The sequence below is a fragment of the Nocardia salmonicida NBRC 13393 genome (assembly GCF_001613085.1).
GTDB classification, from domain to species: Bacteria; Actinomycetota; Actinomycetes; order Mycobacteriales; family Mycobacteriaceae; genus Nocardia; species Nocardia salmonicida.
In genome coordinates this window covers 18137-32932 of record NZ_BDBR01000072.1, presented here as the reverse complement: position 1 = coordinate 32932, position 14796 = coordinate 18137, and the positions used below count along the sequence as shown (strand labels likewise).

At 67.2% G+C, this 14796-nt stretch carries 11 protein-coding genes; 2 read left to right on the top strand and 9 right to left on the bottom strand.

Annotation, left to right across the window (positions count from 1 at the left end; all coding sequences use genetic code 11):
- The 7 genes from NS1_RS37860 to NS1_RS37830 form a co-directional block, all read right to left on the bottom strand.
- On the bottom strand, nucleotides 1–741 hold a 741-nt coding region (locus tag NS1_RS37860), incomplete at its 3' end, for an AMP-binding protein (protein WP_255284838.1).
- A 76-nt stretch (nucleotides 742–817) separates the two neighbouring features.
- Nucleotides 818–2455, bottom strand: a complete 1638-nt coding sequence (locus NS1_RS37855; protein WP_062992477.1) for a monocarboxylic acid transporter — start codon at nucleotides 2453–2455, stop codon at nucleotides 818–820.
- Nucleotides 2452–2808, bottom strand: a complete 357-nt coding sequence (locus NS1_RS37850; RefSeq protein WP_062992476.1) for a DUF485 domain-containing protein — start codon at nucleotides 2806–2808, stop codon at nucleotides 2452–2454. Before NS1_RS37850 ends, NS1_RS37855 begins: the two co-directional genes overlap by 4 nt.
- Nucleotides 2809–2960: 152 nt before the next feature.
- Nucleotides 2961–4715 carry a sodium/solute symporter gene (locus NS1_RS37845; protein ID WP_062992474.1) on the bottom strand — a complete coding sequence of 585 codons (1755 nt, stop codon included), beginning with the start codon at nucleotides 4713–4715 and terminating at the stop codon, nucleotides 2961–2963.
- A 10-nt stretch (nucleotides 4716–4725) separates the two neighbouring features.
- Complete coding sequence (locus NS1_RS37840) at nucleotides 4726–5091, bottom strand: hypothetical protein (protein ID WP_062992472.1); 366 nt, start codon at nucleotides 5089–5091, stop codon at nucleotides 4726–4728.
- Nucleotides 5088–5885, bottom strand: coding sequence for a LytR/AlgR family response regulator transcription factor (locus tag NS1_RS37835; RefSeq protein ID WP_062992470.1), 798 nt, complete (start codon nucleotides 5883–5885; stop codon nucleotides 5088–5090). The genes NS1_RS37840 and NS1_RS37835 overlap by 4 nt, the downstream gene beginning before the upstream one ends.
- A gap of 60 nt (nucleotides 5886–5945) precedes the next feature.
- A complete protein-coding gene (locus tag NS1_RS37830; RefSeq protein ID WP_062992468.1) occupies nucleotides 5946–7124 on the bottom strand; it encodes a sensor histidine kinase in 1179 nt (392 codons plus the stop codon).
- Nucleotides 7125–7298: 174 nt separating this feature from the next.
- Between NS1_RS37830 and dnaE the strand changes: the two genes are divergently transcribed.
- Nucleotides 7299–10844 carry a DNA polymerase III subunit alpha gene (gene dnaE, locus NS1_RS37825; protein WP_373864389.1) on the top strand — a complete coding sequence of 1182 codons (3546 nt, stop codon included), beginning with the start codon at nucleotides 7299–7301 and terminating at the stop codon, nucleotides 10842–10844.
- A gap of 51 nt (nucleotides 10845–10895) precedes the next feature.
- Here dnaE and NS1_RS37820 read toward each other — a convergent pair whose 3' ends face one another.
- Both NS1_RS37820 and NS1_RS37815 read right to left on the bottom strand, forming a co-directional pair.
- Nucleotides 10896–12092: a Cmx/CmrA family chloramphenicol efflux MFS transporter gene (locus NS1_RS37820; protein WP_062992464.1), complete on the bottom strand. Its 1197-nt coding sequence runs from the start codon at nucleotides 12090–12092 to the stop codon at nucleotides 10896–10898.
- 83 nt (nucleotides 12093–12175) lie between these two features.
- Nucleotides 12176–12748, bottom strand: coding sequence for a TetR/AcrR family transcriptional regulator (locus tag NS1_RS37815; protein ID WP_062992462.1), 573 nt, complete (start codon nucleotides 12746–12748; stop codon nucleotides 12176–12178).
- Between the two features lie 130 nt (nucleotides 12749–12878).
- Here NS1_RS37815 and NS1_RS37810 point away from each other — a divergent pair, with 130 nt between their 5' ends.
- Entirely contained in the window at nucleotides 12879–14792 is a 1914-nt protein-coding gene (locus NS1_RS37810; protein ID WP_255284837.1) for a hypothetical protein, read from the top strand.
- The last annotated feature ends 4 nt before the right edge of the window (nucleotides 14793–14796 follow it).

The following is a 14796-nucleotide window of genomic DNA, read 5'->3' as shown; positions in this document are numbered from 1 at the left end:
TGGGTGCTCGGCGGGGAAGGGCTGCGCTTCGTGGGAAGGCGAAGCGACAGCGACGGTTTCGTCCCACCACAGGTCACGGACCTCGGTCCACGGCACGTCGAGTCCGACCCGGCGCACCACCAGCACATGCTCGACGCTCGACGGATCCGAACCCAGCGCCTCGTCGACGGCGTACTTCAGCGCGGCGGGCTTGCCTCGCCGCCACTGTCCGTCGGTGGTCACGATCAACCGCGCCTGGGCATCGTCGACACGCTGCCGCAAGGCGGTGGGGGAGAACCCGGCGAACACCACCGAGTGGGTGAGCCCGAGCCGCGCGCATGCCAGCATCGTCACGATGGCTTCGGGCACCATCGGCATGTAGACGGCGACGCGATCACCGGCCACGAGGCCCAAGGTGGTGAAAGTATTTGCTGCCCTGCAGACTTCATCGAGCAATTCCGCGTAGGTGATGGCCCGGGAGTCGCCCGGTTCGCCCTCCCAGTGGATGGCGACCTGGTCGCCGTGTCCGTCGATGACGTGGCGGTCGAGGCAGTTGTAGGAGACGTTGAGTTCGCCGTCGCCGAACCAACGCGCGACCGGCGCGTCGGACCAGTCGAGCACCTCGGTGAAGGGCTTGTGCCAGTGCAACCGGTTGGCCTGCTCGGCCCAGAAACCGTCGCGATCGGCGCGCGCCCGCTCGTACAGCGAGGCATCGGCATTGGCCGACGCGGCGAACTCGGGGGCAGACGGGAAACTGGTCACAAGAAACTCTCCTTCGGAAAACGTGGGGTACAACCCGTGCCGGTGGGGCGAACCACCGGCACGGGCAGGGTTGGCGTCAGTGCGAGATCGCCTTCTCCGCACCGACGCCGGTCAGCGACCGGACTTCCATCTCCGCGGCCTTGGCCTGATCGACCTGCTCGCCACGTCCACCGAGGAACGTACCGAGCACACCGAGCGCGAATGCCAGCGGAATGGACACGATGCCCGGGTTGGACAGCGGGAACCAGTCGAAATCCGCATCCTTGATCATCGCGGTCTTGTTGCCCGACACGGCGGGCGAGAACACGATGAGCACGATGGTCGAGATCAGGCCGCCGTACATCGACCACAGCGCGCCGGAGGTGTTGAAGCGCTTCCAGAACAGCGAGAACAGGATGGTCGGCAGGTTCGCCGCCGCCGCCACCGCGAACGCCAGCGCCACCAGGAACGCGATGTTCTGGCCGTTGGCGAGGATGCCGAGACCGATCGCGAGCACACCGATCACCACCGCGGTGATCCGCGAGACCCGCACCTGCTTGACCTCGTCGACCTTGCCCTTCTTGATGACACTCGCGTAGATGTCGTGGGCGAACGAGGCCGACGCGGTGATGGTGAGTCCGGCCACGACCGCGAGGATCGTCGCGAACGCGACTGCCGAGATCACCCCGAGCAGGATCACCCCGCCCAGTTCGAACGCCAGCAGCGGAGCCGCCGAATTCTGGCCACCCGCCGCGGCGAGGATCCTGTCCGGGCCGACGATGGCCGCCGCGCCGTAACCGAGCACCAGGGTGAACAGGTAGAAGGCGCCGATCAGGCCGATCGCCCACACCACCGAGCGCCGAGCCTCTTTCGCGGTCGGGACCGTGTAGAAGCGCATCAGCACGTGCGGCAGACCCGCGGTGCCCAGCACCAGGGCAAGGCCGAGCGAGAGGAAGTTCAGCTTGGACATCTCGCTGCCGCCGTATTGCGCGCCCGGAGCGAGCACGTCGCGGGCGGCGACCGCCTTGCTGGTGGATTCGCTCACCGATTCCTGTGCGGCACCGAGGATGTCGGAGAAGTTGAAGCCGAACTTGGCCAGCACCAGCACCGTCATCAGCGCGGCGCCCGCGATCAGCAGCACCGCCTTGATGATCTGCACCCAGGTGGTGCCCTTCATGCCGCCGACCAGCACGTACACGATCATCAGCACGCCGACGGCCGCGATCACGATGGATTGTCCCGCGCGACTGGAGATATCGAGCAGCAGCGCGACCAGGCCACCGGCGCCGGCCATCTGCGCGAGCAGGTAGAACAGCGAGACGGTGAGGGTGGTCAGCGCGGCGGCGGTGCGCACCGGGCCTTCCTTCAATCGGAAGCTGAGCACGTCGGCCATGGTGAATTTGCCGGTGTTGCGCAGCATTTCGGCCACCAGCAGCAGCGCGACGAGCCAGGCGACGAGGAACCCGATCGAATACAGGAACCCGTCGTAGCCGTAGACGGCGATCGCGCCCGCGATGCCGAGGAAGCTCGCGGCCGAGAGGTAGTCACCGGCGATGGCGATGCCGTTCTGCGGGCCGGAGAAGCCGCGTCCACCGGTGAAATAGTCGGCGGCGCTGGCATTGTTGCGGCTGGCCCGGATCACCACGACCATCGTGACCGCGACGAACAGCAGGAAAATGGCGATATTGGCGATGGGATTGCCCACCGTCGAAGACGTGGCAAGGGTGACGCTCATGCCTGGCCCCCTTCGAGTTCTTCGCGGATGGCCGCGGCGCGCGGGTCCAGTTCACGGTTGGCGAAACGGACGTAGAGCCCGGTGATGAGGAATGTGGAGACGAACTGCCCGAGGCCGAGCAGTAGACCCACATTGACGTTGCCGAAGACCTTCTGCGCCATGAAGTCGTGCGCGTAGGCGCCGAGCAGCACATAGCTCAGGTACCACGTCAGAAACAGGGCGGTCATCGGGAAAACGAAGCGGCGCAGTCGATTGCGCAGATCTTGGAACTGTGGACTCGCTTGTACCGCGAGCCATTCGTCGGCACTCGGTGTGCGCGGATCTGGCGCTTCTTCGGTGTCGGTTCGGGTCATGCCGGTCGTCCTAGCGTGAAGGGGGGTCGTGCGTGGAGATGACGGTAAGTGCCCGGACGCGCGCGCATGACGGTGTGGTGTGGGTCACTCGGTGAAGGTGGCTGCCCGTGCGGTGAGCGGTCGGTGTGGTGCGACGAACGGTCGTCGTGAGATCACCGGTGGGTGGCTGTTTCGGGGTCGCGGTCGGCGCTCATCCCGAGCCGTTCGGGGGCGTGCATGCGCAGGAAGACCCCCGCGACCGCCCGAGGATCCTGACCCCTGGTGGCCAGGCTCACCAGGATCGTCACCGCGAAGGCCAAGGGCACGCTGACCGCGCCGGGATAGTCGACGATCGCGGCGGGCCAGCCGTTCGCCAGATCGGGGGAGACGCCACCGAGCACCGCCAGCACGGTCGCTCCACCCGCGGTGACGCCGCCGGTGAGCATGCCGGCGGCCGCGCCGGTCGCGGTGAGTCCGCGCCACCAGATACCGAGGACCAGCAGCGGACACAGGGTCGAGGCGGCCACCGAGAAGGCCAGTGCGACAGTGCGCGACAGGTCGAGGGACGCGACGGTCACCGCGAGCGTCAGCGGGACCAGGCCCGCGACCAGCGCGGCGAGTCGGAAGTCGCGGATGCGCCCGCGCAGCACATCGGTGCTGAGCACGCCCGCCAGGCTGACCAGCAGCCCCGACGAGGTGGACAGGAACGCCGCGATCGCTCCGGCCGCCGCCAGCGCGGCCAGCAGTTGTCCACCGAGTCCGCCGAGCACGGCGCCGGGCAGCAGCACCACCGCCGCGTCGGAGGCGCCGGTGATCAGCAGTTGTGGCACGTAGAGGCGGGCGAAGACGCCGAGCAGGATCGGGAACAGGTAGAAGACGCCGACCAGCCCGATCACCGTCAGCGCGGTCCGGCGAGCGGACGGGCCGTCGCGGTTGGTGTAGAAGCGGACGAGTACGTGTGGCAGGCCCATGGTGCCGAGGAAGGTAGCCACGATCAGCGAAAAGACCTGGTACTGGGGGTGTTCCCCGCCGAAGCCGCCACCGGCCGCCACCCAGCTCGCGCCGTCGGCCGGTGCGCCGGCCACCACCGGAACGGCCGAACCCGGCGCGAGGATCAACTCGGTCCCTTCGGCGAGGGTGTGATCGCCCGGTGCCAGCACGACCGGACCTGCGATGGGATGACCGTCGAGCGTTCCGGTGATCGTGACCTGCTGCGAAACATCCAGGTGTACGACGACATCGGTGGAGATGTCGACGGTGGTGCGCTCGTCGACGGTCGGCGGCACTGAGGTGTCGACCGGTCGTTCGTCGGCGAGGAAATGCATTCCGAGCACCAGCGCGGGCACCGCCACCGCGGTCAATTTCAGCCAATACTGGAATGCCTGCACCAAGGTCACCGACCGCATTCCGCCGCCGATCACATTCGCCAGCACGATCGCGCCCACCGCGACCGCGCCCACCCAGGCGGGCACTCCGAGCAGAATATGCAGAGTGAGTCCGGCCCCTTGGAATTGCGGGATCAGATACACCGCGCACACCAAGACGACGAGACCGGCGGCCATGCGCCGCAACCGAATCGACCCCAACCGGAATTCGGCGAAGTCCGGCACGGTGTACGCACCGGAGCGGCGCAGCGGCGCGGCCACGAACATCAACAGGCCCAGATAACCCGCGGTGAATCCCACCGGATACCAGAGGGCATCGGCGCCGTATTTGGCGATCAATCCGGCGACACCGAGAAACGAAGCCGCGGAAAGGTATTCACCGGAAATCGCCGCCGCGTTCCACCGCGAACCCACCGTGCGCGACGCGACCAGGAAGTCCGACGTCGTGCGGGAAAGACGCACTCCATAGAACCCGATGCCGACAGTGGCAAGCGCCGCCAGCAGCAGCGCGGCGACCGTGAGCGCGGGAGTGTCGGGGCTCATGAGCTCGGCGTCAGTCCCCGGCCAGTTCCAGGAAATCGTCTTCGTTGCGTTGGGCGAGGCGAACATACGACCACCCCACCGCGTACAGCATCGGGAACGCGAGCACGCCGAGAATCAGCCAGGGCAGCCGAATGCCGACCACCGCGGCCTCGGCGATCGCGTCGACGCGGAACAGCACCGGCAGCGCGCCGAAGCCGACCGCCACCACCAGTCCCAGGCGCAAGGCCAGGCCGAGCTGGGCCCGGATCAACCCACCGATCAACGCCGCGCCCAGATCGGTCTGCTCGACCACTTCCGTGCGGGTGCGCACCTGACGCGCCCCGCGCCGCTGCGCCAACACCACCCGTTCGCGTGGTGGTCGCTGCGGACCCGTCACCGCTGCGACCAGTTCTGTCGAGGTCCGTGCACGAGCCGCTGCTTGAGTTCGCGCACCTGCCGCCGACTCACCGGCAACTCCACCGCTCCGGCGGCCCCCTCGGCCCGCAAACACACCACCGTCGCATTGCCCGCGCTCCGCAAACCGGTCACCGATCGCAATGCCACCAGATACGACCGATGCACCCGAAGGAAGCCGGCGTCCTCCCACCGTGATTCCAATGCCGACAACGGAATCCGCACCAGATGCGACCCGGTCCCGGTATGCAGCCGCGCGTAATCCCCGTCCGCCTCGACCCACGCCACATCGGCCCGATTCACCAGCGTGGTAACCCCACCGAGTTCCACCGGAATCACCTCACTGGGATGGGCGGACTTCGCGACCACCGTCGCGGGCGCCGAAACCCGCCCCGCCAGAATCCGCCGCACCGCCTCGCCCAATCGAGCGCCCCGCAACGGTTTGAGCAGATAATCCACCGCCCCCAAATCGAAGGCGGCCACCGCGTGGTCATCGTGGGCGGTCACGAAAACCACGGCGGGCGGCTCCGCGAACTCCGACAGAATTCCCGCCAACTCCATTCCGGTGAGCCCCGGCATATCGATATCGAGAAACACCGCGTCGATCGGATGTGCCCGCAACAATCGCAACGCCCCGGTCGCCTCACCCGCCCGATGGATCTCACCGACTCCCGCCTGGGTGCTCAGTAGATACACGAGCTCATCCAGCGCCGGTTTCTCGTCATCGACGGCGAGCACCCGCAGAGCGGTCGAGGGTTCATCGGTGTTCCAAGTCACAACCCATCCATCGTAACCGGCACTGTTGGCGCGGTGTCGAACAATGCCCCGCGAGGTGGATCAGGCGCGAATTCCGGCGCGGAATTTCGGGACGCGCATGCTGACCTTCGTCCCGGCGCCGGGCGCGGTTTCCACGACCAGGCCGTAGTCGTTGCCGAAGGCGGCGCGCAGGCGGTCGTCGACGTTGGCCAGGCCGACGTGGGCGGCCTCACCGGTGCGGGCTGGGCCGGAGTCGGTGTCGACGGCGTCGAGGGCACCCGAGCGCAAGAGGTCGGGGTCCATGCCGATGCCGTCGTCTTCGACGCTGATCAGGCAGTCGGTGCCCGCGTCGGTGGCGACGATGCTCAGTTGCCCGCCCCGGCCGCCGCCGGCGAGGCCGTGTCGGACCGCGTTCTCGACCAGTGGCTGCAAGGCGAGGAAGGGCAGCACGACGCCGAGGACTTCCGGCGCGATGCGCAGGCGCACATCGAGGGCGTCGCCGAAGCGGGCCTGTTCCAATGCCAGGTATCGCTCGATATTGCGCAATTCGTCGGCCAGGACGGTGAATTCGCCTGCGGCGCGGAAGGAATAGCGGGTGAAGTCGGCGAATTCCAGGATCAGTTCGCGGGCCCGATCGGGGTCGGTACGGACGAACGAGGCGATCGTGTTGAGCGCGTTGTAGATGAAGTGCGGGCTGATCTGGGCTCGCAGCGCCCGCAATTCGGCCCGGTCGACCCGAGCCCTCGAGGCATCCAACTCGGCGAGTTCCAACTGCCCGCACGCGTACCGCGCCACTTCCGCGGCCGCCCCGAGCATGCCCGGCCCCGGCTTCCCGGTCGTCACCATGCCGAGCACGCCGACCGCCGCCCCCGTGTCGATCAGCAACGGTTGCGCGATCAACGTGTGCTCGTCACCGGTCACCAGCACCGGCCGCTCATCGGCGACGGCACGCCGCGCCGCATCGGCGAACAGCGCGAGCATCCCGGTGTGCGGCCCATCCCAGGCGAGCAGCGTCGCGTCGGCGTCGGCCACGCCCAACGCCTCGGCACCGGCGAGAGCACGCAGATGCGGCGCCGCCTCGCTCGCGGACTCCTCGGTCAATCCGCGCCGCAACGGCACCGCGGCCAGCGATGCGGTGTGCAGCGCCTGATGGACGGCGCGCTGGGCGGGTGTGGTGACGACACGCTGGGTCCGCCGCCAGACCAGCAAGGCCACGACCAGCAGAGCGGCGATCACAACGGCCACGATGACGGTGGTCAACGAGTGGGCCGATCGGAGTACACCCACCGAGTATGCCGGTGACGTTCACCACGACACGCCGGTCCATGCCGAGGTGCCGCTCGAGGCGCGCGCGCCGAGTGCGAATTCTGTCGGACCCCCGTGCATAGAATGCCAAGGCCAACCCCCGCCGACTCAATGGGAGGAAGGACCGTCTTGGCTCCGTCCGGATCGTTCGTTCACCTGCACAACCACACCGAGTACTCGATGCTCGATGGCGCGGCGAAGATCTCGCCGTTGTTCGCGGAGGCGGATCGGTTGGGCATGACCGCGGTCGGTATGACCGACCACGGCAACATGTACGGCGCCTCGGAGTTCTACAACAGTGCCAAGAAGGCGGGTATCAAGCCGATCATCGGCATCGAGGCCTATATCGCACCGGGCTCGCGGTTCGACACCAAGCGAGTGAAGTGGGGCGATCCGGGCCAGAAGGGCGACGACGTCTCCGGCTCGGGCGCCTACACGCACATGACCATGGTCGCCGAGAACGCGACCGGTCTGCGTAACCTGTTCAAGCTGTCGAGCTTGGCCTCCATCGAGGGTCAGCTGGGCAAGTGGGCGCGCATGGACGAGGAGATCATCGCCCAGCACGCCGAGGGCATCATCGCGACCACCGGCTGCCCGTCGGGTGAGGTACAGACACGACTTCGCCTCGGCCACGAGAGAGAAGCGCTCGAAGCCGCCGCGAAGTGGCAGGAGATCTTCGGCGCCGACAACTTCTTCCTCGAGGTGATGGACCACGGTCTGTCCATCGAGCGCCGGGTCCGTGAGGGCCTGATCGATATCAGTAAGCAGCTCGGTATCCCGCCGATCGCGACCAACGACTGCCATTACGTCACCAAGGACCAGTCGGTCAACCACGAAGCGCTGCTGTGTATTCAGACCGGTAAGACGTTGTCGGACCCGACCCGTTTCAAGTTCGACGGTGACGGCTACTACCTCAAGTCCGCCGCGGAGATGCGCGCCATCTGGGATGCCGAAGTCCCCGGCGCCTGTGACAACACCGAGCTCATCGGGGAGCGCGTACAGCCCTACAACGACGTGTGGGAACACCGTGACCGGATGCCGATCTTCCCGGTGCCCGAAGGCCACGACCAGGCCAGCTGGTTGCGCAAGGAAGTCCTCGACGGTCTCGATCGCCGCTTCCCGGACGGTCCCTCGCGCGAATATCTCGACCGCGCCGACTTCGAACTCAAAGTCATCTGCGAGATGGGTTTCCCCGCTTACTTCCTCGTCGTCGGTGACCTGATCAAGCACGCGCTCGAGGTCGGCATCCGTGTCGGTCCCGGTCGTGGTTCGGCGGCGGGTTCGCTGGTCGCCTACGCGATGGGTATCACCAATATCGACCCGATCCCGCACGGTCTGCTGTTCGAGCGGTTCCTCAACCCCGAGCGTGTGTCGATGCCCGATATCGATATCGACTTCGATGATCGCCGCCGCGGTGAGATGGTCCGCTACGCCACCGAGAAGTGGGGCAGCGACCGTGTGGCCCAGGTGATCACTTTCGGCACCATCAAGACCAAGGCCGCGATCAAGGACTCCGCGCGAGTGTTGTTCGGCCAGCCCGGTTTCGCTATCGCCGACCAGATCTCCAAGGCGTTGCCGCCGCCGATCATGGCCAAGGACATCTCGGTCTCGGGCATCACCGATCCCGACCATGAGCGGTACAAGGAAGCCGCCGAGGTGCGTGAGCTCATCGGCTCCAACCCCGATATCGCCAAGATCTACGAGACCGCGAAAGGCCTGGAAGGCCTGATCCGCAACGCGGGCGTGCACGCTTGCGCGGTCATCATGTCCTCGGAGCCGCTCACCGACGCGATCCCGGTGTGGAAGCGCGCGCAGGACGGCGCGATCATCACCGGCTGGGACTACCCGTCGTGTGAGGCCATCGGGCTGCTGAAGATGGACTTCCTGGGTCTGCGCAACCTCACCGTCATCGGTGATGCCCTGGAGAACATCAAGGCCAACCGTGGCATCGATCTGGACATGGACAACCTGCCGCTCGACGACCCGGCCACCTACGAGCTGCTCGCCCGCGGCGACACCCTCGGCGTGTTCCAGCTCGACGGCAGCGCCATGCGCGACCTGCTGCGCCGCATGCAGCCCACCGGCTTCGGCGATATCGTCGCCGTCCTCGCGCTGTACCGCCCCGGTCCGATGGGCATGAACGCCCACAACGACTACGCCGACCGCAAGAACAACCGGCAAGAAGTCAAACCGATCCACCCCGAGCTCGAAGAGCCGCTGAAAGAGATCCTCGCCGACACCTTCGGCCTGATCGTCTATCAGGAACAGATCATGCAGATCGCGCAGAAAGTGGCCGGGTACTCGCTCGGCCAAGCCGATATCCTGCGCCGCGCCATGGGTAAGAAGAAGCTGTCGGTACTGGAAGAGGCCTATGCGGGCTTCCGCGACGGCATGCTGGCCAACGACTTCTCCGAGCCCGCCATCAAGGCGCTGTGGGACACGATTCTCCCGTTCGCCGGGTACGCGTTCAACAAATCGCACGCCGCCGGCTACGGCCTCGTCTCCTTCTGGACTGCCTACCTCAAGGCCAACTACCCGGCCGAGTACATGGCCGGTCTGCTCACCTCCGTCGGTGACGACAAGGACAAGGCCGCCATCTACCTGTCGGATTGCCGCAAGATGGGCATCACGGTGCTGCCGCCCGATGTCAACGAATCCGAGCTGAACTTCGCCTCCGTCGGCACCGATATCCGGTTCGGCCTCGGCGCGGTCCGCAATGTCGGCACCAACGTGGTCGGCTCGATCATCACCGCGCGCAAGGAGAAGTCGAAGTTCACCGACTTCTCCGACTACCTGAACAAGATCGACGCGATCGCCTGCTCCAAGAAGGTCACCGAATCCCTCATCAAGGCAGGCGGTTTCGACTCACTCGGGCATCCGCGCAAGGGCTTGCTGCTGATCCATTCCGATGCGATCGACGCGGTGATGTCGACCAAGAAGGCCGAGGCGATCGGCCAGTTCGACCTGTTCGGCGGTCTCGGCGACGGCGACGATTCGATGGCGTCGGTGTTCAACGTCAAAGTGCCGGAAGACGAATGGGAGACCAAGCACAAGCTCGCCCTCGAACGCGAGATGCTCGGCCTCTACGTGTCCGGGCATCCGCTCAACGGCGTCGAGCACGTGCTGGCCGCCCAGGTCGACACCCCCATCCCGGCGATCCTGGAAGGCGACGTCAAGGACGGCGCGCAGGTGACCATCGGCGGCATTCTCGCCTCGGTGAACCGCCGCATCAACAAGAATGGCCTGGCCTGGGCTTCGGCCCAGCTCGAGGACCTCACCGGTGGTGTGGAAGTGCTGTTCTTCCCGCAGTCGTACTCGGTGTACGGCATGGATGTGGTCGAAGACGCCGTGGTGCTGGTGAAGGCCCGCGTCTCGGTGCGTGACGACCGCATCTCGCTGATCGCCAATGACCTTGTCGTGCCCGATCTCTCGGCCATCGGCGTGGCCAAGCCGGTGGCGGTCGTGATGACCACTCGCATGTGCACGCCCGACAAGCTCGGCGAACTCAAGAAGGTCCTCTCCCGCCACCAGGGCACCTCGGATGTCTTCATCCGCCACGTCGGCGCCCGCGAGAAGACCACCATGCTCAAACTCGACGACGCCTGGCGGGTCTCCCCGTCCTCGGCCTTGATGGGCGATCTGAAAGCACTGCTCGGACCGGGTTGCCTGGGCTGAGCGAACAACGACGAAACGACCCGCTGCCCTGCGAGTCGTTTCGTCGAGGGTCTACTGAGGGATGAACTCGGGTACGCGAGCCTCGGAAGAGGCAGTGGCTGTACCGGGTTCACGCTCGAGCCGGTGGGACAGCGCCACGGTGGCGACCATGGCCAGGCCGAGCCCGGCGCCGATCCAGCCCACCGAGGTGAAGCCGAGCCCGGCGCCGATGGCCAGTCCGCCGAGCCACGGGCCGACCGTGATCCCGATGTTGAACGCCGAATAGTTGGTCGCCGCGGCCAGCGTCGGCGCACCGTCGGCGAGGGTGAAGACGCGGGTGTTCAAGGCCGGGTTCGTGGCGAATCCGAAAGCGCCGAGCAGCAAGACGAGCACGACCATCGCCGCGGGGGAGTGCGCGGAGACGGCGATCGCGGCCGCGGCCACTGTCATTCCGGTGGCCCCCACGTACAGGGTGCGGAACGGGTGCGCGTCGGCGAAGCGCCCACCGATCGTGATGCCGATCAACCCGCCGACGCCGTACAGACCCAGCACCGCCGGGATCCATGCCGCCGAGATACCGGTGGTGTCGGCCAGCAACGCACCGAGATAGGCGAAGGTGACGAACGCCGAACCCGTCGACAGCGCGGTGGCGCCGTAGGACACCCACAGGCGCGGGTTCGCCATCACCCGCAATTCGCCGCGCAGCGCCGCGACCGTGCTCGGCCGACCACCGGGAATCTTCGCGAACACGCCGATCATGGTCAGCGCGGACAGTCCGGCGACCGCCCAGAAGGCCGCGCGCCAGCCCCAGTGCTGGCCTATCACGGTGCCTGCGGGCACCCCGACGATCGTGGCGATGGTGAGTCCGCCCGCGACGATGCTCATCGCTCGTCCGCGCAACCGCGGCGCCACCAGGCTCACCGCGGTCGCGGCCGCCAATGCCCAGAACCCGGCGTAGACGAAGGCGCTCACCACTCTGGTCCCGAAGATCACCCAGTAGTTCTCGCTCAGCGCGCCGACGACATGGGCGGCGACGAAGATCGCGAGGAAGGCGAGCAGTGCGTCGCGGCGCGGCCAGCGCAGGGTCACCACGGCCAGCAGCGGCGCGCCGACCAGCATGCCCAGCGCGAAGGCCGAGATGAGCAGTCCGGCAGCGGGAATGGAGACATCCAGGTCGGCCGCCATCTCGGGGAGGAGACCGGCGAGCATCAGCTCGGAGGTCCCCTGCGCGAAGATGGACAGGCCGAGGATGTAGACAGCGGTCGGCATGACAAGCCTTTCTGACGTGAATAGTTTTGAATCAATCAGTCCAAAATGAAGGCATGGCGAAAGACGGCTCGGGTTAGGTGAGCTCAGAGGCAGCGCATCGCGGTGTCGGCGATCGAGGTGAGGGTGGCGTGGTCCGCACCGCCACGCGCCGCGACCCGGATGCCGCTGATCGTGGCGGTCAGGAACTCGGCGATGGCGCGGGGATCGCCATCGCAGGCGAATTCGCCTGCGCGTTGGCCGCTGACGATGGTCGCGGTGAGCGCGTCGAGGCGGCGCTCCTGATCGGCGCGCAGGGTGGCCTTGATGTCGGCGTCGTGCGGAGCTAGTTCGACGATCGAGTTGACGACGAGGCAGCCCGTCGGTTCGGTGTCGGGTGCGTCGGCGGCCCGGTGCAGGACGGCGCTGATCCGCTCCCTGGCCGGTGCGTCGCTGTCGAGGAGGTCGAACAGAGGTGTGTTCTTCATGGTGATGTAGTGCCGCAGTGCGCGTTCGAACAGGTCGCGTTTGCTGGTGAAAGTGTTGTAGATGCTGCTGCGACCCAAACCTGTTGCGGTGCAGAGATCCTGGGTGGACGTCGCTTCGTAGCCCGCGGACCAGAACGCACGCATCGCGGCATCCACCGCGCGGTGCTCGTCGAATTCTTTGGGTCGGGCCATGGCGACGACCGTAGCATGTTTTGAATAGATCGGTCCAAAATTGGGCTGTGTGCGGGCACAGGCCATCGGCGGCTTCCCTGTGGTGGGTCGTGATGGCCGCCCCGCGAACGACGAGCTAGCGTCGAGAGACGTGACGTCCGTGCCGCTGCTCGACTCGCCATCGCCCGCCGAGATGTCGTCAGGGCAGGGGCGGCTCGCGCTGTCGAGGCGGGGGGTGCTGATCGCCGCGGTCTGTCTGATCGTGGCGCAGCTGATACTGCGCGGGTGGGTGGCCGGGGCCGGGTTCTTCTACTGGGACGATTTCCTGCTGATCGGGCGGGTGAGCAGTCAGCCGGTGTTCTCGACGGAATTGCTGTTCACCAGTCACGACGGGCACGTGATGCCGCTGGCCTTCGTGTTGACGTGGCTGGTCACCGAGGTGGCGCCGCTGCATTGGACGCCGGCGGTCATCGTGTTGGTGGCGTTGCAGTTGCTCGCGTCGCTGGCGGTGTTGCGTCTGGTCGTCGTGCTGCTCGGAGTTCGCGCCAGGATGCTGGGGCCGTTGGCGTTCTACCTGTTCGTGCCGTTGACGGTGCCCGCGTTCGCCTGGTGGGCGGCGGCGGTGAACGCGCTGCCGTTGCAGATCGCGCTGGCCTGGGTGAGCGCGGACGCTGTGCGGCTGGTGCGGACCGGGCGGCGTGGGTATGCGGTGTCGGGGGCCGTGGTGTTCGCGGTGGCGTTGCTGTTCTTCGAGAAATCGGTGGTCGTGCTACCGGTGGCTTTCGCGGTGGCCGTGCTCGCGGCCCACGTCTCGGGAGGGTCGGTGCGCGACACCGCCCGCCGTGGCGCCGCACTGTGGACGGCGGCCGGTGCGGTGTTGCTGGTGTGGTCGGCGGGCTTCCTGCTCGTGATCCAACGCCCACGGGGACTCTCGGCTCCCGAACACCCCGGATCGCTGTGGAGCCGGGCGCTGTCGGACGGGCTGGTGCCCGCCCTGCTCGGCGGTCCGTGGCGCTGGGAACGCTGGCAACCCGCCACGCCGTGGGCCGATCCACCGGGCCTGCCGGTCGCGCTGAGCTGGTTGCTGCTGATCCTGTTCGCGGCGTGGACGATTCGCACCCGTCGCCGGGTGGTCGCGGTGTGGGCATGCACCGCCGCGTACGCGGTCCTGACCATCGCGCCCGTCGTCCTCCTGCGCGACGGCCCGAGTACCGCGGGCCTCCTGCTCCAGTCCCTGCGCTACTTCGCCGACTTCGCCGTCATCGCCACCGTCGCGCTCGCGCTGATCGCCGCGGCGCCCGGTCGGTCACGGTCGGGTGCGCTGCCTGGATCGAACAAGCCTGCACGACAACGGGTTCTGTCGAGTGTCCGTCGTGGCATCGTCGGCGGGTCGGCTTCGATCGAGAAAAGTGACGCCCGAGCGCGGCAAGTAGCTGGTGTCGCGGCGATCACCCTGTTCCTCGCGAGCAGCGTGTACTCGACGATCACCTTCACCAGATCGTGGGAACCGAGCCCGGCTCGCACCTATATCACCGGAGTGCGAGCCGCTCTTCCCGGAGCCGCCGACGCGCCGTTGCTGCCGCAGGAGGTGCCGTGGAATGTCTTGAACCCGTTGGCCTTCCCCGAGAACATGACCGACCGCGTCTTCGCCCCGATCGCGGCACCCACCACCTTCGCCCTGTCGACCCCACGCCTGCGCATGATCACCGACGAAGGCGACATCGTCGACGCCCAGGTCTGGTGGAACCGCGCGATCGTCGCGGGCCCCGAACCCCGCTGCGGCCACCGCGTGCGCGGCACCGCAGGCGCCAACCTCCCACTCGACGGACCCATGCAGATCCGCGACTGGACCGCCCAGCTGAACTACAACGCCGACCGTGACGGCCGGATCGCCCTGTCCTTCGAAGGCGAGACCGAAACGATCGCCGACGTGCGCGCGGGCCTGAACACCGTGTACGTCCGGCTGCTCGGCGGTGGCGACACCCTGCGCATCCGGTCTCTCGACGTGCGGCAGTCACTGTGCGTCGGCGCCGGACCGGTCGGGGTCGCCGCGTACCCGCGGTGATTCG

What these genes read in the sequence shown, in the direction of transcription:
- NS1_RS37850 (WP_062992476.1), bottom strand. Translation starts at nt 2,808, where the DNA reads ATGACCCGAACCGACACCGAAGAAGCGCCAGATCCGCGCACACCGAGT.
- NS1_RS37855 (WP_062992477.1), bottom strand. Translation starts at nt 2,455, where the DNA reads ATGAGCGTCACCCTTGCCACGTCTTCGACGGTGGGCAATCCCATCGCC.
- NS1_RS37815 (WP_062992462.1), bottom strand. Translation starts at nt 12,748, where the DNA reads ATGGCCCGACCCAAAGAATTCGACGAGCACCGCGCGGTGGATGCCGCG.
- NS1_RS37845 (WP_062992474.1), bottom strand. Translation starts at nt 4,715, where the DNA reads ATGAGCCCCGACACTCCCGCGCTCACGGTCGCCGCGCTGCTGCTGGCG.
- NS1_RS37820 (WP_062992464.1), bottom strand. Translation starts at nt 12,092, where the DNA reads ATGCCGACCGCTGTCTACATCCTCGGCCTGTCCATCTTCGCGCAGGGG.